Below are 19,937 nucleotides of genomic sequence, written 5' to 3' on the forward strand. Positions count from 1 at the left end.
GCGGGAGTACAGTCGCCAATGAGAAGCTGGCAACGAGAACAACTTCTTCGTCTTCGGGCAGGCGAGAGCTCCATGCTGTGCAGAGGCGTGCTATACGGATTCGGGGGCTGCCTCGATGGCAGTTCGGTCGAATCGTATCGTGAAGGTGGATCCGTCATCAGTGCTCGCGAGCGCAATAGTGCCGCCAAGCACCTCAGTAAACGTTTTGCATATCCACAGACCCAGCCCCACTGAATCAGTGTCGGGGTCGGCGTCAGCGTTGTAGGCTTCAAACAGCTCACCACGTACCGATTCAGGGATGCCAGGCCCAGTGTCTTCAACCCAGAACGAGACGGTATCTTCTTCGGACGAGGTGGTCATGCCGAGCGTAACGGTACCTCCTTCAGGGGTGTACTTAAGCGCATTGCTGCCCAGGTTATTGAGCACCTGTTCCAGCTTACCGATATCGGTGTGTAGCATCAGTTCAGGAGCATCCAGGTCAAGCTGCAGGTCATGGTTGCGCTTATCGGCCAGAATCTTCAGATTCCCTCGCACGCGCTCAAAAACGGCCTGCGCGGTGCTGGTATCGGGGTTCAGGGTTACCTGGCCTTCGCCATAGCGTGCTACGGTGAGCATCGAATGGAAGACGTCAAGCTGGTATTCGACGGTATGCTCCATCTGCTGGGTCAGAGAGCGCACGTAGTCCATATTGGGGGCGGGCGCATCCAACTGCTTCTCAATAGCGTCTACGGCCATGAGCACCGCTGAAGCTGGGCCGCGTGCATCGTGCGACACCACGCCAAGCATACGGTTTTTGAACCGGAGCAGGGTGTCGAGTTTGGTGATGGTGCGTTGCGTGTTGCGCATCAGCTGTCCGGCCCGATCGGAAAACGTAGTTGGGAGGTGGGGGGCGGTGCTGCTGTCGACGTATTCCTGGAGCGCGTCTGCCGTACACCGAATTGGGGCGAGCAGCCGGTAAAGCGCCCACAGCGTGCCTGCCGTACCGATAAGCGTAGCTGCGAGCACCGCCTTGAGCACCGGCAGCGCCTGGGTCATTGGGAGGTGCGATAGGGTGACGTACCCAACTGACCCCAGCAGTGGAACATGGGTGCCGAGAAACGCGACGAGAAAAATTTTGCCGGTATACGACGAAGGGCGAGGCAGACGCGAAAGCTGCCTGTACAGGCGAAGGTTCCGGTTGAGCGTCTCAGAAGGCATAGATTCGTTATGGTTATGACGGGTACAGTTGGCATTGAAAAGCACATTTGTGCAGCAATCTATGCCGTACGAGCTCCCGGCGCGCCAGGGGAAGGTCGGCGTTGAGCCCCCTGCAGGCTACTTCGGGAGGAGGGCGGCCTCGAACGACCGCGCGGTGACCACCGGCCCTTCGGTGCGCCGCAACACCGATTCGGCAACGCTGCCCAGCACCATGCGCTCCATGCCGGTACGCCCTTCCGTGGCCATGAGCACGACATCGCCTTTGCGCGAGGCCTCTTGCCGGATGGCTTTCCCTGGTGCTGAGGTTCGTATAAGCACTTCGTGAGCCGGTGTCTCGATGCCCTCGGGGGTGACTTCCTGAAACCAGTTCAGGAGCCCGGCTTCGACGCGTTCGCCAAGGCCCGCGGGCGGGTCGACCGGGGTGCTGCTGCCGTAGACAAGCGGAACCGACGGGTTCTCAATGGCATGCAGGAGCGCGATGGATGTGTTGAAGCGCTTGGCCAGGCGAACGCCGTATGCCAGTGCCATACGGGAGGGCTCCGAAAAGTCGACTGGAATGACCAGGCGGCGCGGGCGCTCTGGGGCAGGCATGTCGTTCCCGGCGCGCACGGTGCACACCGGACACGGAGCGGTGCGCACAACCTCTTCGGCAACGCTTCCCATGAAGGCGCGGGTCATGCCGCGGCGCCCGGTTGTGCCCATCATAATCAGGTCGATGCCAGCCCGTTTTGCATACCGTACGATCGCTGGCCCGGCTGCTTCGCCGCGCTGCACCTCGTGCTTAACGGCAACGCTGCCTGGGTCATAGCCCGACTCGGCCATGTCGCTCTGCGTACGGCTCTTAAGACGGGTACGCAGGCGCTCAAGCGGTCCTGAACGCTGCTCGGCGGGAGCAAAAGGATTGTCGTTCGTCACTTGCACAGCCAGAAGGTGAACGGTGGCGTCAAGCAACTCGGCCCACTGCAGTGCGCTCTGCAGCGCGCGGTCAGAAGACGTTGAGAAGTCGCGTGCTACGAGGATGTCGTTGATCATAAGAAAGGGCCGTGTCGGTGAGCGGATCCACGAAGGCACGCCACGACGGCGTGCTGTCCGTTCGTAAACATACACAGCACAACATAGGCTGTCCAGTCATTTGCATGAACCCGTCCTCAGGGTATAGTGGGGATGCGTGTGCGCGTTTTCCCCACATAGGCCTTGCCGCATAGCTCTCGCAGCGCAGTGCTCACAGGTTCGCGGGGCTACACAGAAGGTTTCTGGGCCACCATGAGCAGACCCGTCCCGGTTTCATTGGGATGCGCAACATCCTTTGCATTTAGAAAAAGACCTACAGGCAGCACCATGAGGTAGTAAAGCGGAAGGATGAGCAGTGCCGCCCACGTCGTGCCGAGCATCTGCATGGGACGCTTGATGAGCCATGACCATGCGGCCGATCCGTAGGGCCCATAGGTGTACGTCTGTTCTACGGGAACGAGTCCGGCTCGCCGGAGCTTTTCCGCAAGCGCATCCATGTTGTATCCGTCGCGCACGTGTTCACCGATGAACCCTTCGTCCGTCTCCCCACCAACGTCAGACCCGCCCTGATCCGACGGGGTGTTGATGACAACGTACCCGCCTGGACGGAGCACCCGCTCGAAATGCTGAAATACGCGCTCGTCGTCTTTAATATGCTCCATGACATCGACCGATAGAATCAGGTCGTAGGGGCCTTCCGCCTGGAGCTGCGTGAGGTCGTCTTCGATCCAGCTGATCTGCGGGCCTACACGGGTCTGGTCGGCGAAGTGCTGGGCGCGGCGCAGGTAGTCGCGCTTTACGTCGATAGCGTCGACGTGCACGTTGCGGAACGTGCGCGCCATGAAATAGGCGTACTGTCCGAATCCGGTACCTGCATCCAGCACACGTACCGGACGGGTGTCGGGGAAGGAGGCCAGCAGGCGCCGCACTGTACGGCGCACGTACCATGCGCGCAAGAAAAGCAGGTTCAGCAGGCCGTAGAAGGCCCGCTGTAGCCAGGGATGGCGGCTCATCCACTGGCCAAGGCGATCTTTAATCGGGTCGTAATGCATACGATACGGAGCGCACGTAGAAAATAATTTCGAAGGCTCTAAGGCAGAGGCTCTACGAAAGGCCTGGCGCTTTGTGCCAATCGGAGGGTACCGTCAAAGTTCAACAGAAGCAACATTAAGACAGCCGAATCGCGCCCTTCTGGGCAATGCAAGGAACCAACGCCCATAGGCTTTATTCGCCTCTGTACGTGATTGTCGAATCCATGCCATGCTGCTTATGGAAGTTACACGGGATACGACGCGGATTGAGCTTGCTCAAGGCGACATTGCCAACCAGCCCGATATGGGGGCGGTCGTGAATGCTGCTAACGCGCAACTGCAAACCGGTGGCGGAGTGGCCGGTGCGCTGCATCGGGCTGCAGGGCCTGAGTTAGCCGAAGCCTGTCGCCCTCATGCACCCATCCAGCCCGGTGAAGCGGTCTGTACGGAGGCGTTCAACCTGCCCAACGACTACGTTATTCATGTGCTGGGGCCGGTGTACGGGCGCGACGAGCCTGCGGCTGCGCTCCTGCGGTCGGCCTACGAAAACGCGCTCGACCTGGCCGAGGAGCACGAGATAGCGTCGGTGGCCTTTCCGGCAATCTCGACGGGCGCATTTGGATACCCCGTGCGGCCTGCTGCGCACGCTGCACTCGGGACCGTACTTATCAACGAACCCATGCTCACGCATGTAGAACACATACGCTTCGTACTGTTCAACGAAGAAACCTATACCATCTTCGAAGACATGCTCTCGGATCTGAACGAAGATCCACTGGTATAGCGGCCCATCCACCAGGCACCGGCCGGCTAAACATGCTACACATGTTGAACATGACGGTACGGCCGTAGTCCGTTCTGTCCTTTACGCTTCCACCTGGTATGGGCACTCCTGTCGCTGCATACACAACACAGGCCGCGCTGCAGCCTCGCGACGCAACGCTGCATGGCACGATATCGCTTCCGGCACTCTGTGCCTATCTTCAAGATGCCGCCGGTGGCCACGCTGCGGAGTTGGGGGTAGCGCAGACCGACCTGCTCGACCGGCATCAATCCTGGGTGCTGGTGCAGTTTCAGGTGGAGGCGACCCGTCTGCCTCGGTGGACCGACACGCTTGGCATAGAAACGTGGCCATCTGGACTGCAAGGGCCTTTTGCGCAGCGCGAGTTTCTGCTCCACGTCGACGATGCGCTCATAGGGCGGGCAACCAGTACCTGGGTTGTGTTTGACCAGAAGCGGCGGCGCCCGGCCCGACCGCCTCGCATCCTGCAGGATCTTACCCTGCCTGACCGGCCCGTTGCGCTTGCGCCACGCGAGGAAGAGATAACCGTACCAGACCGGGCCGATCACCGGCGGCGCTTCCGTGTACGCTTCCACGACCTGGATCTGAACGCGCATGTCAACAATGCACGCTATGTAGCGTGGGCGCTTGAAACGCTCCCGCTCGACTGGCTGCAGGCGTACAGGGCAGAGGGGATCACACTCGACTTCAAGTCGGAGACGACTGCCAATATGCAGGTAGCGGCGACTGCAACCTGCTGCGCTGTGCCCGACACAGACAGGGTGCGTGTGGTGCATCACCTTGCCGACGCAGATGCCGACACTACCCTCGCCCGTGCCGAAACGCACTGGACCCCGATTGCCGGTCGATGAAGCAAGCGTCGGGCCCGCTTCTTTGGGCGGGGGCTGGCGAAAAGACATCGATCTCATCGCTGTTTTGCAGCATATGAGGCGCGGTTCATCGGATGTGCGCTCGTAGAACCCTCCTTCGATTTCCTGAATCCTCCCAGCTTACTCCGATAATGCGTGTCTACTGCTTCGCCCTCCTCTTTGCCGTCTTATGCATTGCCACCGTGCCCCACACCTCTCAGGCGCAGTACGAAGACGTATCGGACTTAAGCGACTTGCGCCGGGTGCTTGACGTTATGGGATCGGGGTACGCCGATGGATACGTGCAGCCGGTGACCGATGCCTTCGGGGCCAACATGAACGCGGGCCTCTTCCGAAATGCCGATGTCGATGCCGGGTTCTTGCCGTTTGTGCCGATCAAGGTCTACGTAGGCCTCACCGTGTCGGGGGTGCCCACCGGATCGTTGGATAAGACGTTCACGCCCCCGGCCGAGGAGACGCTCTCAGACGGCACGGTCATTACATTTGATGGCGATGCCGTTCCAACAGCGTTTGGGTCGACGAACACGCCCGACGACGCAACCCTGACGGTCCGATCGCCTGATGGCACCGAAGAGACAATCGCTGCGCCACCCGGACTGCTCGACACGCCCATTGCTCCGCTTGCAATACCGCAGGTGGGGCTCGGTACGCTGTTCGGTACCGATGCCCAGGTTCGCTATCTGCCGACGTCGACGCTCTCGGCAGGTGGGGGCAGCTACGGCCGGGTCGGGCTATTTGGGATCGCGCTTCGCCAGGATGTAAACCGCTGGATTCCGGCACCGCTGCCGCTTAAGCTGGCCGTTCAGGGGAGCTACAATCAGTTCTCACTTGAAAACGACGTGTCTCAAGACAACCGTATTGAGCGGGACGAAGTCATCAGCGCATCGGGATGGGCTTTCAACGTGCAGGCCAGCCGCGGCATCCCGCTCCTGCCTGTTACGCTCTACGGCGGGCTACAGTACGAGACCTTCAGCGTGAATTACAATTACGTCTTCAACCCGGTCGGCACATCAGTCGATCCGCTTCGCCTTAGCCTCGACCAGTCGGCATCGAACCGCACGCGTGCACTTGCAGGACTGGCTATACGGCTTGCGTTTCTGGAGATCAACGTCGACTATGCCCTCGCAGAGAACAACGTGCTTACAACGGGCATCGGCTTGCGGCTCTAATCAGCCCCTGAAAGCTCTTCGCGGGCTACACACGACGGAACAAAACAGCCAGGGGGATGCGAGTGCTCCGTATCCCCCTGGCTATTTTTGCATGTACATGTAAAAGATAAAGTCGAGCATGAATGGACGCTATAGCTCGCTCAGGGTGTTGCAGGGAAAAGTGCCTTGCTCGTCCTCAGCAGGTGCGCTGAACACCACGGCGCTGAGAGCAGGTACCGTTAGCGTGCGTTCCTCAACCGAGGCAGTGCGCACCGTTTCGTCCGTGCTGTTGGCATGCAGCGGGTGGACCGTTACGGCAGGCAGTGCGTCGAGGCTGAGGGTTTGCGTTTCGTTGGCGGCATTGAACACCACGGCGAGGCCGTCCCAGTCGTCGTCGAGAGCGGGGCCGGCGCAGGTGCCATCCGAGATTGTCATGGCAATGATACCGGGCACCTGGTCGGGGCCGGTGTTGTGAAAGGCAACCCGCCGCTGCACGTCGCTCGCAGTGGGGAGCCGGAAGAGCGGGCTGCTGTAGCGCATCTGCAGCTGCTCAAGAAAGAGCTCGTGGGCCGTCTGCATATGCTCGGTCTCTACAATGAGACGCTCATCACGCAAGAGGTCGCGCATGTCATCCCAGCGGTCCTCGTTGTCCCAGGCCGGCGGCAGGCCGCGCGCCCACCCATGCTCGGCGAGGCTGAAGTCAACGAGATTGAACCAGTCGCCCGAGTCGAAGCTGTTGCGGTCGAGCGATTTCGAGCGGAGGATGTCGCTGCCCATCTGGTAGAAGGGCACGCCCTGTCCGTAGTTGATGAACGCATTGCTGAGCATGTGCACGCGCACGCGGTCATCCATCGAGAAATCGCGGGGAAGCTTGGGCTGCGTATTGTCCCACAGCGTTTCGTTGTCGTGCTTGTCGACGTAGTTTACCGATTCTTGCGGCTCTTCAGCATAGCCAATCATCTCGTAGCTGCCCTGCACGGTCTGCCCTTCCCGGTTTTCGTACGTGTACGTGGCCAGGTTGCCGGTCATGCCCACGCGAATGCGGTCGGCTGCATCAAACAGCGCGTCGAGCGAATTCTCACGGCCCGCTTCGTCGGCCGCTTCGTTGGGGAAGAGGTGGAGTCCGTTCGCGAAGCCCTGCTGGCGCCCAGTGTCTGTGAAGTTGCCTCCGCGGATGGCATCTCGGATCCGGTCGTTGAAATTGCCGATGCCGGTGGTGCCCATGTTAAACTGGGTAGCCTGGTCGAAAATGCGGTCGTCGGCCACCTCACCGAAGTTCCACCCTTCGCCGTAGATGTAGATGTTTTCGCCGTCTACGCCGTCCTCGTTGAGCGTAAGCTCGGCCAGCGCATCGGTCACGTTTTCCATGGTAGAGCGGGGATGGTGCCCCATCAGGTCGAAGCGGAACGCGTCGATTTTGTAGTGGGTGGCCCACAGCACCACCGAGTCGATGATGAGACGCTCCATCATCGCAAACTCGGCTGCGGTGTTGTCGCAGCAGGTCGAGGTTTCGATCGTGCCGGTTACCGGATGATAGCGATGGTAGTAGCCCGGCACGACCTTGTCGAGGACCGACTCGCGGTTGTCGGCAGAGGCAAAGGTGTGGTTGTACACGACATCCTGCACCACATGCAGGCCGATGTCGTTAAGCGCGCTGACCATCTCGCGCAGTTCCAGCACGCGCTGGGCGCCATCCGGGTCGGTGGCATAGCTGCCCTGGGGCGCGTTGAAGTGGAACGGGTCGTACCCCCAGTTGAATCCGTCGTGGGTGGCCATGCCGCTCATGCGACCGGGCGCACTGTACGGCGATTGAATCGCTTCGGTGGCCGGATCGTCGGCTGCGAGGTCGGCAAACACATTTTCGATGATGCGATCGCCGTGCGTCTCGCAGGCATCGCTGAGTCCGTCGTAGTCGATTAGCTCGCAGATGCGCTCATACGGATCGGTGATATCGACCCGGTTGTCGGCGGCCTCGTTGACGGTCGCAATATCGTTAAAGGGGAGCAGGTGGAAGTGCGTAAGCCCCGCCTCGCTCAGCCGCTGCAGGTGCTGCATGCCATCGGAGCCGCCGTGGGTGAAGGCGCGATAGGTGCCCCGGTGGGAGGCAGGTACCGTATCGTCGTGCATGCTAAAGTCGCGCATGTGTCCTTCGTACGCGGTGATGCTGGTGGGATGCGGCTGCTCTTTCTGGATCGTATCCCAACCGTCGGGTTTGAGGGCATCGTCATTTTTCAGGTCGACAAACTGGCTGTACTCGCTGTCGGTAGCAAGGCTCACCGAATACGGGTCGGTGACTTCGAAGGTGTGCATCGCGTTGGTTGCGGGATGGTACACCTCGACGTGAAAGCGATAGAACGCGCGATCCCAGTCGGTATCGCCGCGGAAGTGCCAGACGCCGTCATCCGGAGCGGTGTCGACGGGCGCGATGGTGGCAACGGTGTTTTTGTCGGCGTCGAACAGGTCCAGCTCAACCGACTGTGCGGTAGGCGCCCACAGGTGCACCGCCACCGAGCCGTCGCTGGCATACTGCGGACCAAGGGGCCCGTCGTAGGTGAAGTAGTGGTCGATGGCGCCGTGCCGCTGCACGAGTGTGGCATCGACGACCGTGTCGTTTTCGTCGTAGGCAAGCGCTACGAGCTGCCCCTGAAGCGCTTCGGCAGCGGTTGCAGGGGTAATGTCGAGCGTGAAGGCCGGCGCATCGGCGATGTGACGGAAGGGCGCATCGAGGTCGAGACGGACATTCGATTCGAGCGCGATGGGTTCGCCTGCGGCAGCCGTGCCGTTGTTTATAGCGACCGAGGCATCGGAGCTGTAGCGGATTTCATAGCGAGCAGCATCGGGCGCATCCACCCAGAGCATGTGTTCGCCATCGATCCAGTGCGCGGCTGCGTCTTCGATTTCAGATGCGGGCGCGGGGGCGTTGGTGTCGCACGCAGTGAGTGCGAGAAGCGGCACCACGAGCAGGAGGGCAAGGCGAGCGGCCGAGAGCGAACGGAGCATATAAAGCAATCTGGTTTGGGGATGCGGGGCGTACTCCATAAAACAAAAGTCCGTGCACAGAATCCACCGTACGGCCGTGTCGGCAGGGTTCTCCGGTCGTTTGCTGCTACTTAGCCGAATGATAGGGGCCATATGCAAGGAAATGCACTGGGTCTTCAACACCCGGTGAACATGGCATAGAAGCAACGATATCGTGAACCCTGTGAGGCTCAATATCGTAGGGGAGCAATACGATCTGAGTGCACCATCTTCACCACAAATCTACCGGGCCGCCTGTGAGCTCTCTTGGTTTTAATACGGGCTACATCGAAGAAATCTATAAGCAGTATCTGGACGATCCGCAGAGCGTGAGCGAGAGCTGGCGCGACTTCTTCGCGGATTACGAGCCAGACGCTTCGTTTGTAACCGCTTCCCCGCCGCCCTCCGAAACGGTTGATGCTTCTGCTTCCGACGGCGCACCAGCGGAAGCGCCTGCCTCTGAGGCGCCCGCTCCGAAAGCCCCCGACGTAGACGTACCCAAGAAGAAGCCTGCGCCTGCGGGCGATGGGGCGGTGCAGCCCGTTCGTCCGGCATCGGCCCCGACGGTGGCCGACGACGTAGAGGTGCACGCCATGCGAGGCGCCTCGGCAAAGATCGTGGAGAACATGGAGAACAGCCTGGGGGTGCCTACTGCCACGTCGGCGCGCACCATGCCGGTGAAGCTGCTCCTCGAAAACCGGAAGCTCCTGAACGACTACCAGCGGCGCGTAGGGGGCGAGAAGGTGTCGTTTACGCATATCATTGCGTATGCGCTGGTGCGGTCGATGAAGAAATACCCCGACATGTACAGCACCTTCCAGCGCGATGAGGAGGGCACGCCGCAGCACATCGTGCCTGGGCAGATTAACCTGGGGCTCGCGATCGACATTGAGCGGCGCGGAAAGCGTACGCTGCTGGTGCCCAACGTGAAAGACGCCGGTAACATGACGTTTGCCGAGTTTCTGGGCACGTACAACGACCTGATCGACCGTGCTCGCAACGGCAATCTGCAGCTGTCGGACTTCCAGAATACGACAGCCACGCTAACGAACCCGGGTATGATTGGGACCTCGATGAGCGTGGCGCGCCTGATGCCGGGACAGGGCGTGATTGTGGGCGCCGGGGCCATTGGCTACCCGCCCGAGTACCGCGGCTATCCGGGCGACGTGGTGAGCAAGGCGGGCGTATCTCCCGTTATGACGCTCACGTCGACCTATGACCACCGCGTCATTCAGGGTGCCACAAGCGGCAAGTTCCTGAACCACATCGAGCAGCTGCTTGCAGGCGAAGACGAATTCTACCGTACCCTCTTCTCTGACCTGAGCGTACCGTACCAGCCGTTCGAAATGTCGGCCGACACCACGCCCCAGCTGGCACGGCGTTCGGGCGACGATCTCGACATGACGGAGAAGCAGGCCGCGGTGCTGCAGCTGATTCGCGCGTACCGCGTGCGGGGGCACCTGCAGGCCGACGTGAACCCGCTGGGCTATCAGTGGCGCTACCACCCGGAGCTCGACCCGGCGACCTACGGACTTACGGTGTGGGATCTCGACCGCGAGTTCATTACGGGCGGGCTTGGTGGCGAGGACGTGCTTCCGCTGCGCGACATCCTGAAGATTCTGCGCGAAGCCTACACCCGAAAGGTCGGGTCCTCGTTTATGCACATCTCGGATCCGGAGGAGAAAGACTGGATCCAGAATCGCGTTGAGCCGATGCGCAACGCCGACCCGCTCTCGAACGAAGAGCGCCGGCACATCATGAAGAAGCTGAACGCGGCTGAGGCGTTTGAGCGCTTCCTGCATACGAAGTACATCGGCCACAAGCGCTTCTCGCTCGAAGGCAGCGAAACGATGATTCCGATCATCGACACGCTGCTCTCCGACGCCGCAGAAGCGGGCATGGAAGAAGCCGTTATCGGGATGGCCCACCGCGGGCGTCTAAACGTGCTGGCGAACATCCTCGATAAGCCCTATGAGCAGATCTTCTCCGAGTTTGAGGGCAACATCGATCCGAGCACCACGCAGGGCTCGGGCGACGTGAAGTACCACCTGGGGTCGGAAAGCGTGTTCAAGAACACGTCGGGCGACGAGATTCACGTGACGCTGGCTTCCAACCCGAGCCACCTGGAGGCGGTGAACCCGGTCGTGCAGGGCATGATACGCGCCAAGCAGGACCACCTGCGCAACCAGGAGGCCGACGCAGAGCGGGACGTGCTCAACGCAGCATTTCCGCTTCTCGTGCATGGCGATGCCGCCTTCGCCGGGCAGGGCGTGGTGGCTGAGACGCTCAACCTGAGTCAGCTGCCCGGATACAAGACGGGCGGCACCGTGCATCTGGTTATCAACAACCAAATTGGTTTCACGACCGTGCCTGAGGATGCGCGCAGCTCGACCTACGCGACCGATATTGCCCGGGCCATTGAAGCGCCTATCTTTCACGTAAATGGCGACGACCCCGAAGCCTGCGTGCGCATCGCCCGCCTGGCGCTACAGTACCGCCAGCGCTTCAACAAAGATGTGGTCATCGACATGATGTGCTACCGCGTGCACGGCCACAACGAAGGCGACGAGCCGACCTTTACGCAGCCGCTGCTCTACGAGAAGATCGAAGAGAAGCGCTCGCCGCGTAAGATCCACACCGAACAGCTGCTGCGCCGCGGTGAGGTCGAACCCGACGAGGCCGAGCAGCTCCTCGATGACTATCGCGGTCGCCTGCAGGAAGCCTTCGAGCGCACCAAAGATCTTGAAGAGAAAGACGCCGAGAAGATTATCGAGCAGCGCACGCAGCGCAAAGGCGACGATCTCCTTCCGCGCGTGGAAACAGGCGCCGACCGTGCTCACCTGGAGCGGGTCGTTGAGGCGCTCACCGACCTGCCCGACGACTTCAACGTACACCGCAAGCTGCGCCGTCAGTTCGGCAAGCGATCGGAGTTCTTCCATGAGAAGGAACGCATCGACTGGGCGTTCTCGGAGTCGCTTGCTCTGGGGTCGCTTCTGCAGGAAGGCACGCCGGTTCGCATGAGCGGACAGGATACGCGCCGCGCTACCTTCAGCCAGCGCCACGCTGTGCTGATCGACCAGGAAGACGGAAGCGAGTACACGCCGCTCAACAACCTCTCCGACGATCAGGCCAACCTGCTCATCTATGACAGCCTGCTCTCTGAGTATGCTGTAGGCGGCTTCGAGTACGGCTACTCGGTTGAGGCGCCTGACGCACTCGTGGTATGGGAGGCGCAGTTTGGCGACTTCGCGAACGGCGCGCAGGTCGTGTGGGACCAGTTTGTCTCTTCTGCGGAACAGAAGTGGGGGCAGACCTCCGGACTCGTGGCGCTGCTGCCGCATGGCTACGAAGGGCAGGGGCCCGAGCACTCGTCGGCCCGCCTGGAACGGTTCCTGCAGATGTGTGCCGAGCAGAACATGATCGTGGCCAACTTTTCGACGCCCGCAAACTACTTCCATGCGCTGCGCCGACAGATCAAGCGCGACGCGCGGAAGCCGCTCATTGTGATGACACCGAAGAGCCTGCTGCGGCACCCGCTCTGCGTGTCTACCCCCGATGAGCTTATGAGCGGAAGCGTGCAGGAAGTCATTCCCGCCACGGCGGATCCGCTCGGCGTGAAGCGCCACGTCTTCTGCAGCGGCAAGGTTTACTACGACCTTGTGCGCGAGCTGGAGGGGAACGACGCGCTGCGCGATCAGATCGCAATCTCGCGCGTGGAGCAGTTCTACCCGTTCCCGAAAGAAGAAGTGCGCGACGAGCTCAAGCGCTACCAGTCGGCGCAAGACGTAGTGTGGCTTCAGGAAGAGCCCGCCAACATGGGTGCGTGGTCGTTCTTGCAGCCACGCTTCAACGAGCTTCTGGAGGCGCTGCACGGCACCTGCGAAGAGCGCATCCGCTATATCGGGCGCCCAGCCAGCGCGAGCCCGGCTACGGGCTCGGCCAAGGTCCACAGGCGCGAACAGGAAAACTTCATCGCGGACGTGGTTGATGTGTAAGCCCGTGACGCCCATTCGGTACCCTGGAAGCGCCGAGCGATGCCTGCGGGCATGGCTCGGCGTTTTTCTGTTTGGGAAGCGTTGCTATCTGGCTACTCCACTGCATATCTACGGGCCCGATTTACATTTTCGTTACGGTTGTAGCTTGCGCGTCTGCGGGGGGGGGGGTATTATCAGAGTGCGTTTGGACATACCCCTTCTACATCTGTTCATTTCTGCGTTGTCGTCTGTACGAGGTGGCCTGTACGAGATCGCGTAGCACAGAGGTACGACACGCCTGCCGCATCGGTGGCATGTTCGCCAGACGCCCCTCTCGCCTATCCGCTAGATCGACGCTTCTGTGCTTGTGCTACGCTATTCTACATCGTCCTCGTCTCGCTCGTCTACGTCTCCCCATACATCGGATAAACCCAGGGTTTATTCCCGGGCAGCATGGTGGGACGGGCGTATCACAGCAATTGTTTTTCTGGTCCTTGCTGGCACGTTGATCTTGACCGGATGTGATGCGGCGGTAGATGTGCCAGGCGATGACCTGGGCGATGCGACGCCGTCAACCAATCTTGACTCAGACCAGCTTGCTGTGCACCCCCTTCCAGGTGGGATGGCTCTGACCGGGTTGCGAGACGCCAAAGCTTTGGAATGGCGCGTGCGAGACCCGTCGGCCATCCACCCTGAGCGCAAGGCGAATCTTGGCCCCGTTCCCCAACATGGTTGCTACCTGGCCCGCTACCACGCTGGCCCAGATATCGAAGATGGATACCGCCACACATTTGTAGGCCTGGACTTTCCTGCCGCGATGGTTGCTGCATCGGCGGGCCACGATGCCACTGTTTCGTATGTGACCTACGCAGCGAATCCAGAAGCGCTGAGCGGATTCGGCGACACCCCGCCCATCATGCGAAAAGCCGTCTGCCGCATTCCACAGACCAAAGCAGCGCGGGAATTGCTAGCTGAGCAGTTGAAAATCGAAGAGATCAAGTCAGAATCTGATTTCGAACCTCGCTTAGGAGCGCTCCCAAGTGTCTCGTCACCTGCGCCTCCACCCGTGCGGGCAAACGGTTAACTTCCGGGCTATCTTGAAAACGAAAGCGGTTATGTGTGTCCTCCGGGATTCAACTGGCAAACCATCGACATGACGACATGCATTAACAGCATGGGAATGCTTTCGCTTCCTGTTCTGGCAGTGTCAGCCGACGAGCCGGACCCGGGAAGTGGCGGATCAGGAGGAGAAAACGGGGGCTATTGGCCAGGCGAAGATGAAGACGTGTACACGCCAACCGAATGCCTTGAGGAAGCAGAAACCATGCCAGGTGGCTCCGAGGGGGAGCTATGTCCGCCCACAGGAGGCGACCTGCCTGTAGAAGAACCTTCCCTTGAAGAGCAGCTCGAAGATCTTCTCGAAGAGAATCCCTTCGCCTTACTTGACATTCCGTGCGACCAGATTTCATTCTGGCAGGATGTCATAAACTTGGACGTGCCCGTCTCTGTCACCGATCGCCTGGAAAACGAAAAGCTTTTCGGTCCCGGTGAAATACAAGCAATTCAAGAGGCCCGGGGCAGAAAGGTGAACCTCGACCTATTCGAAGTCGCTATAGATGAATCCGATCTTCCGACAGGATTATCACCGGAGGCGGCACTTGATCAGATTAGACTGAATTTTAACGATTATGCCGAAGGGGCCGACTTCCAATTTTATCCTGGAACTGTAGATGAGGACGTAAAATGGATGACTGATCCTCTTGGAACAGTATTCACGATAAACCTTGCTCCAGATCAGTGGATTCCTGCAAACGGCTCCGTTGTGGCTACTGACTACTCCCAGACAAGCTGGACCTTTTCAACGGTGTATACCTCTAACGATGGGTACCATCCCGTGAGCGGAAACCGTCGATTCGGGTTTCATCAAGACGGTCAGGAGATAAAATTCTTTTCACGTGGCGTAGATCGTACGTCGATAGCTCTGTACTCTATCGCGAATACTGGTGGTTATGGCTTCAATCAGGCCGACAGTGTATGGGAGAGCTTTCAGGATAACGTTAGAAATTTCCTTGGTGATAGTGCTGAAATAAAAGCCCCTGTTACGTGGAGACCGCGCTATAGTGATATTCAAGATGTTCTAAATGGCGACATGGACATTTCAGAATTAGATCAATGCTCGGGAATATGAGCGATTATCTTGCGGCAGGATTAGTAGTCACAGTTTTTGCCGTGTCTACCTTCGACGTGGTATTAATGGGCCATTCATACTTATTCGGCCTTGGAACATATGCACCAGTTCTTTACTGGGTGTATTCATTTATGCCCGCGAGTATATTTTCGTTAGTGGTCGCCGGAGCACTTTTTGTTGTCTACGGCTATTGGTGGCCAAACACGCTATCTGACGCCACAATGTACTGGGTAAGAGTGACCTGGTACATCGTCGTGACTAAGTTTCTGCTGCAATTGCTGTTTACTGTCGTCGAGCGAACACTGCTGTAAGGGTTCTCCCGCCGATGCTCTGCGTCGGCGCACACACGTGGACGGTCTTCCGTCCATTACCACGGTAGAAGTAGGAGCGCCCGTAAGGGGCCATGACAAAGGATAACTGCATGAAGTATGGTGGCACGGCCACGCCTCCGTGTTTGTAGCACGTGTTGCACATGTGCCCCCGGAAGGCGGCGATGAGCCCTGCGACCTCGACTGCTGGGACCCGCCGGACGACGGTGACGACCCGATGACACCACCGGCCTTCATGGGAGGATCTACATGGCAGGTAGTTACGAGCAGCGGATTGGTTGCCGCGCCCTACGATTCCGTTCAGCATGCGTTGATGAATGAGGGGTGTGACACGGCAGATGATCCCGCGTCGAAAGACGAGGTTGAAGAGTTGATAGAACAAGAGCGCCAAGGACAGTCACTTCCCGTCGATAAAAGCAGCTACTTCGAGGCAAGTGTTAGGTCGTATTGACAATCTCGGTGTAGTGTCGGATACTTGATGACTTTTTAAGGCCTCTACGTTAAGGCCTCTACGTTAAGGCCTCTACGTACTTTACGAGCACCCATGCACAACGACTATGAGACGCTACGCCATTCGAGCTTATATCTCAGACCGGGGTGGTGATTTAGACGATTTCGACATTGAAGGTATAGCCTCAAATGAAGCATTAGATTACAATTCAGAAGCCAGCCCACGAGACTGGGCATCGGCGGCCAGTCTACAAATGCGTAGTTACTTCTTTGATGGAGAGCGCATTATGGCTTTCGGGGCATCAGTAAGGGAAAATGAAGCTGGAGAGGACGAAATTATCAAAACTTATGAGAAGCTATACAATAGATGCGGTTACTGATCTTTATCAGTAAATTAACTTTTTTGAATTTAAATCCATTTGTCGATATGAAAAATATTATGTCACCATTTTTGATTCTGGTGCTTTTTGTTGCAGTTCCTGATTTGAGCATTGCGCAGCCTGAGAACGGTTGCCCTCCTTCTGATAAAGAGGCCAAAGATATGGTGATTTCATACCTTACCGAAGATCGCTGGGGTCAGGATCGTGCCAAACACGACATACAAGCATCCCCGCAGGATGTACACCCATTGACTGAGGAAAACGACATAGATGTGTGTGTGGTGCTTGGACCACGCTTTGAAGAAACGACCTATCTTCAGCATGCCCTTTATAAAGCTGGAAATTACTATTTCAATGTGTCATATTTTCGGCCGCGAGAGGAATGGCCAGAAAGAGGCATTCCAGGTGTACGTCCAGGGATTATAACATTTAACGATAATATGGATGTAGTGAGCATGGTCATGTTTTAAGTAACGGCATGTGCAGGTTTCTTTTTTCCGTTGCTGATGGCCTTGTGGCAGAATACGCCGTCATAACATCCCCCATTCTCTTACGCTGTTTGGGGTTTCCCCCTTCGCGAAGGGGGAAATGTCGCGTAGCGACAAAGGGGGATGGGCGTCCACAAGGATAATGGAAAACTCGCACACCGTGTTAATGAGGTTGTTGTAGGCCTCTCGTTTATCTACATTTTGGACAGCGACTTGAACTTCATCAAAGGCTATTCAGGATGACAGTAGACCTGCGAACCATACTGGGGATGATTGCCGTCCTGCCTCTGCTGTCAACACCGAGCGCATCAATGGAAGGAGCCGTTCATACGAACTCTGGATGGAAGAACAGCCCGAACAGGATCCATACCATTTGTACTTTGACAGACGATATGTACGGGCATTAGACGCACTAACAGGAAAAGTACACGACCGGTTTGCCCGTGCGTTTTTTGTAGACGAGGAGCCTAAGAATCCGTGTTTCTGGATGGTGTACGGTGCACGCCTGGTTGGGTGGAACGACGTTATGGAGGAACCTGCGCTTTCATATGGCTATGTGTTTCCTTTGCGCTATAGCCTCCCGGAAGACATTGCAGCCATCAACGAACAGTTGGCTTCCATGACCCAAGAACAATTACGAGATCGCATTGAACAGGTCCTGAAGACGGAGTCAGACCGCTACGCCAGTGAATAGACCCAGAACTGGATGCGCGAAACAGTGGCCGTGAAACTGCTGCCTGCTCTCCGGCAGTTTTATAGCACAGCAAAACGAGAAAAGGAAATCGTTATCTACTGGTTGGGATGACCAGTGGAAGGTACACGGAAGGGCCTTCGCGCAGCTCGCTACACGGGCCGAGGCGCCCTCTGCCGAACCTGAGGCCGGAGCTCTCAGTTTGGGCGCTTCCCAGTCTGCCTCACCATTCGTATCTGCCATGAGCACCGACGACATTCTGGAGCGCTCGGTCCGCTACCTGAGCGGCGTAGGTGAAAAGCGCGCCGACGCCTGGACCGAGAGCCACGGCGTGCGCACCGTACGCGACATGCTGCGCTTCTACCCCCGCCGATACCTCGACCGCTCCACCACGACCCGCGTGCGCGACCTGCAAGAGGGCGACACCGTCACCGTAATGGGCACCGTGCGCACCTACGATGTGGTTCCGGGCAAGCGGAGTAAACGCTTCGAGCTGATTCTGGAGGACGACACCGGGCAGACCATGAAGGGCACCTGGTTTCAAGGGCTCTGGTGGATCCGGAAGGCCTTTAGCGTTGGCGAGCGGGTGGCGCTTCACGGTACGGTGCAGAAATACGGACGCTGGTTCTCGATCACGCATCCTGACTTCGACCGCCTCAACGACGATGCCGCCGCGCTCGATACCGGGCGCATTGTGGCGCTCTACCCGGGCGGACAGGCGATGGAGGCGGTGGGGCTTACTTCGCGGTCGGTGCGGCGCATCATCTACCGGTTCTTTAAGGAGCATGGCCTGGAGCTACGCGAGCAGCTGCCCGGCTGGCTCATTGCGCAGCACGACCTGATGGAGGGCCGCGTAGCGCTGCGGGCGATCCACTTCCCCAAAAGCCACGACGAACTCGAGCAGGCCACCCGCCGCCTCAAGTTTGAAGAGCTGTTCTACATCCAACTCCTCCTGGCCACCACGCGCCATGAACGGCAAGACGTGGCCGGTCCGGCCTTCGACGCGCCGGGCACGCACACGCGCCGCTTCGTCGACGAGGTGCTTCCGTTCGAACTTACGGATGCGCAGCGCCGTGCCACGCGCCACATCGTGCGCGACACCCAGACGGGCATCCAGATGAACCGGCTGGTGCAGGGCGATGTGGGAAGCGGCAAAACGGTCGTGGCGGTGCTGGCGATGCTGCAGGCCTACGACAGCGGCTATCAGAGCGCGTTTATGGCGCCCACCGAGATCCTGGCCGAGCAGCACGCGGCCAGCCTCGCCGAGTACCTTGAGCCGCTCGATTTGCACCCGACGCTGCTTACCGGAAGCCAGTCGGCTACCGAGCGCGAGGCGGCCCTCGACGCCGTAGCCCGTGGCGCATCCCCCATTGCCGTAGGCACCCACGCGCTTATTCAGGAGACCGTGACATTCGACCGGCTGGGCCTGGCTGTTGTCGACGAGCAGCACCGCTTCGGGGTCATGCAGCGCGCTGAAATGTTCGCCAAGGGCGAGCGTCCACACATGCTGCTCATGACGGCTACGCCTATCCCGCGTTCGCTGGCGCTTACGCTCTACGGCGACCTCGACGTGTCGAAGATCGACGAGATGCCGGCAGGGCGCAAGCCGGTTACGACGGTGCAGCGCCACGAAAAGCAGCGTGCCGACGTGTACGCGTTCATCCGGGAGCGCATTGCGCAGGGCGAGCAGGCGTACGTGGTGTATCCGCTGGTTGAGCAGAGCGAGAAGCTCGACCTTAAAGATGCCGAGAGCGGCTACGAAACCCTGCAGGCCACCTTCCCGGAGGCAACGGTCGGGCTCGTACATGGCCGGATGAACGCCAATACCAAAGATGAGACCATGCGTGCCTTTAAGGCAGGCGACATCGACGTGCTCGTGTCGACAACTGTCATCGAGGTGGGGGTCGACGTGCCGGGCGCGACGGTCATGCTGATCGAGCATGCTGAACGGTTCGGGCTCAGCCAGCTGCACCAGCTGCGCGGGCGTGTGGGACGAAGCGACACGCAGAGCTACTGCATCCTGATGGCGGGATACAAGCAGTCGGCCGAGGCCAAGCAGCGCCTGGCGGCCATGACCCGCACCACCGATGGATTTGAGATCAGCGAGGAAGACCTGAGAATTCGCGGGGCGGGCGATTTCTTCGGCACGCGCCAGAGTGGCATGCCCGAGCTAAAGCTGGCCGACATCACCGAAGACACCGACATTCTCGAAACGGCGCGTAACGCCGCCACGGCCGTTATCAACCGCGACCCTACGCTCAGCGAAGAGGCCCATGCCGAGCTCGCATCGTACTTCGAGCGCTACTACGCCGACCGTTCCATGGGCTTTCTTCGGGTCGGGTAGCACTGCAGGCAGCCACT

The 19,937-nt window shown here is 59.2% G+C and carries 15 protein-coding genes; 11 read left to right on the top strand and 4 right to left on the bottom strand.

Going from position 1 to position 19,937, the window contains the following annotated elements; translation table 11 throughout:
• Positions 1-90: 90 nt before the first annotated feature.
• The 3 genes from ACZ48V_RS03040 to ACZ48V_RS03050 all read right to left on the bottom strand — a co-directional run bounded on the left by ACZ48V_RS03040 (position 91) and on the right by ACZ48V_RS03050 (position 3,260).
• Positions 91-1,035, bottom strand: coding sequence for a sensor histidine kinase (locus ACZ48V_RS03040; protein ID WP_464541475.1), 945 nt, complete (start codon positions 1,033-1,035; stop codon positions 91-93).
• Positions 1,036-1,314: 279 nt separating this feature from the next.
• On the bottom strand, positions 1,315-2,229 hold the full coding sequence (locus tag ACZ48V_RS03045) for a universal stress protein (RefSeq protein WP_464541477.1): 915 nt from the start codon (positions 2,227-2,229) through the stop codon (positions 1,315-1,317).
• Between the two features lie 206 nt (positions 2,230-2,435).
• Positions 2,436-3,260, bottom strand: coding sequence for a class I SAM-dependent methyltransferase (locus ACZ48V_RS03050; protein WP_464541479.1), 825 nt, complete (start codon positions 3,258-3,260; stop codon positions 2,436-2,438).
• Positions 3,261-3,477: 217 nt separating this feature from the next.
• Here ACZ48V_RS03050 and ACZ48V_RS03055 point away from each other — a divergent pair, with 217 nt between their 5' ends.
• The 3 genes from ACZ48V_RS03055 (at position 3,478) to ACZ48V_RS03065 (ending at position 6,079) form a co-directional block, all read left to right on the top strand.
• Positions 3,478-4,023, top strand: coding sequence for a macro domain-containing protein (locus ACZ48V_RS03055; protein WP_464541481.1), 546 nt, complete (start codon positions 3,478-3,480; stop codon positions 4,021-4,023).
• 98 nt (positions 4,024-4,121) lie between these two features.
• Positions 4,122-4,892, top strand: coding sequence for an acyl-[acyl-carrier-protein] thioesterase (locus ACZ48V_RS03060; RefSeq protein WP_464541483.1), 771 nt, complete (start codon positions 4,122-4,124; stop codon positions 4,890-4,892).
• A 149-nt stretch (positions 4,893-5,041) separates the two neighbouring features.
• Positions 5,042-6,079, top strand: a complete 1,038-nt coding sequence (locus ACZ48V_RS03065) for a DUF6588 family protein (protein WP_464541485.1) — start codon at positions 5,042-5,044, stop codon at positions 6,077-6,079.
• Positions 6,080-6,208: 129 nt separating this feature from the next.
• Here ACZ48V_RS03065 and pulA read toward each other — a convergent pair whose 3' ends face one another.
• A complete protein-coding gene (pulA, locus tag ACZ48V_RS03070) occupies positions 6,209-9,058 on the bottom strand; it encodes a pullulanase-type alpha-1,6-glucosidase (RefSeq protein WP_464541486.1) in 2,850 nt (949 codons plus the stop codon).
• 275 nt (positions 9,059-9,333) lie between these two features.
• On the opposite strand from pulA, the gene ACZ48V_RS03075 reads away from it, so the two are divergent.
• From ACZ48V_RS03075 to recG, 8 genes are all read left to right on the top strand, one after another.
• Entirely contained in the window at positions 9,334-13,071 is a 3,738-nt protein-coding gene (locus tag ACZ48V_RS03075) for a multifunctional oxoglutarate decarboxylase/oxoglutarate dehydrogenase thiamine pyrophosphate-binding subunit/dihydrolipoyllysine-residue succinyltransferase subunit (RefSeq protein WP_464541487.1), read from the top strand.
• Between the two features lie 490 nt (positions 13,072-13,561).
• On the top strand, positions 13,562-14,134 hold the full coding sequence (locus tag ACZ48V_RS03080) for a hypothetical protein (RefSeq protein ID WP_464541489.1): 573 nt from the start codon (positions 13,562-13,564) through the stop codon (positions 14,132-14,134).
• Positions 14,135-14,230: 96 nt separating this feature from the next.
• Positions 14,231-15,238, top strand: coding sequence for a hypothetical protein (locus tag ACZ48V_RS03085; protein ID WP_464541491.1), 1,008 nt, complete (start codon positions 14,231-14,233; stop codon positions 15,236-15,238).
• Between the two features lie 450 nt (positions 15,239-15,688).
• Positions 15,689-16,018 (top strand): hypothetical protein, encoded by a 330-nt coding sequence (locus ACZ48V_RS03090; RefSeq protein ID WP_464541493.1) that lies wholly within the window; start codon positions 15,689-15,691, stop codon positions 16,016-16,018.
• Positions 16,019-16,124: 106 nt separating this feature from the next.
• Entirely contained in the window at positions 16,125-16,397 is a 273-nt protein-coding gene (locus ACZ48V_RS03095) for a hypothetical protein (protein WP_464541495.1), read from the top strand.
• Complete coding sequence (locus tag ACZ48V_RS03100; protein ID WP_464541497.1) at positions 16,385-16,867, top strand: hypothetical protein; 483 nt, start codon at positions 16,385-16,387, stop codon at positions 16,865-16,867. Before ACZ48V_RS03095 ends, ACZ48V_RS03100 begins: the two co-directional genes overlap by 13 nt.
• Before the next feature lie 358 nt (positions 16,868-17,225).
• Entirely contained in the window at positions 17,226-17,579 is a 354-nt protein-coding gene (locus ACZ48V_RS03105) for a hypothetical protein (protein WP_464541499.1), read from the top strand.
• Positions 17,580-17,817: 238 nt separating this feature from the next.
• Positions 17,818-19,920, top strand: coding sequence for an ATP-dependent DNA helicase RecG (gene recG / locus ACZ48V_RS03110; protein ID WP_464541501.1), 2,103 nt, complete (start codon positions 17,818-17,820; stop codon positions 19,918-19,920).
• The last annotated feature ends 17 nt before the right edge of the window (positions 19,921-19,937 follow it).

The organism is Longimonas haloalkaliphila (assembly GCF_055379825.1).

Excerpts from the sequence above, each read along its gene's own strand:
- ACZ48V_RS03050 (WP_464541479.1), bottom strand. The coding sequence starts at position 3,260 with ATGCATTACGACCCGATTAAAGATCGCCTTGGCCAGTGGATGAGCCGC.
- ACZ48V_RS03095 (WP_464541495.1), top strand. The coding sequence starts at position 16,125 with ATGAGACGCTACGCCATTCGAGCTTATATCTCAGACCGGGGTGGTGAT.
- ACZ48V_RS03085 (WP_464541491.1), top strand. The coding sequence starts at position 14,231 with ATGCTTTCGCTTCCTGTTCTGGCAGTGTCAGCCGACGAGCCGGACCCG.
- recG (WP_464541501.1), top strand. The coding sequence starts at position 17,818 with ATGAGCACCGACGACATTCTGGAGCGCTCGGTCCGCTACCTGAGCGGC.
- ACZ48V_RS03105 (WP_464541499.1), top strand. The coding sequence starts at position 17,226 with ATGGAAGAACAGCCCGAACAGGATCCATACCATTTGTACTTTGACAGA.
- ACZ48V_RS03100 (WP_464541497.1), top strand. The coding sequence starts at position 16,385 with ATGCGGTTACTGATCTTTATCAGTAAATTAACTTTTTTGAATTTAAAT.
- ACZ48V_RS03055 (WP_464541481.1), top strand. The coding sequence starts at position 3,478 with ATGGAAGTTACACGGGATACGACGCGGATTGAGCTTGCTCAAGGCGAC.
- ACZ48V_RS03065 (WP_464541485.1), top strand. The coding sequence starts at position 5,042 with ATGCGTGTCTACTGCTTCGCCCTCCTCTTTGCCGTCTTATGCATTGCC.
- pulA (WP_464541486.1), bottom strand. The coding sequence starts at position 9,058 with ATGCTCCGTTCGCTCTCGGCCGCTCGCCTTGCCCTCCTGCTCGTGGTG.
- ACZ48V_RS03060 (WP_464541483.1), top strand. The coding sequence starts at position 4,122 with ATGGGCACTCCTGTCGCTGCATACACAACACAGGCCGCGCTGCAGCCT.
- ACZ48V_RS03045 (WP_464541477.1), bottom strand. The coding sequence starts at position 2,229 with ATGATCAACGACATCCTCGTAGCACGCGACTTCTCAACGTCTTCTGAC.
- ACZ48V_RS03040 (WP_464541475.1), bottom strand. The coding sequence starts at position 1,035 with ATGACCCAGGCGCTGCCGGTGCTCAAGGCGGTGCTCGCAGCTACGCTT.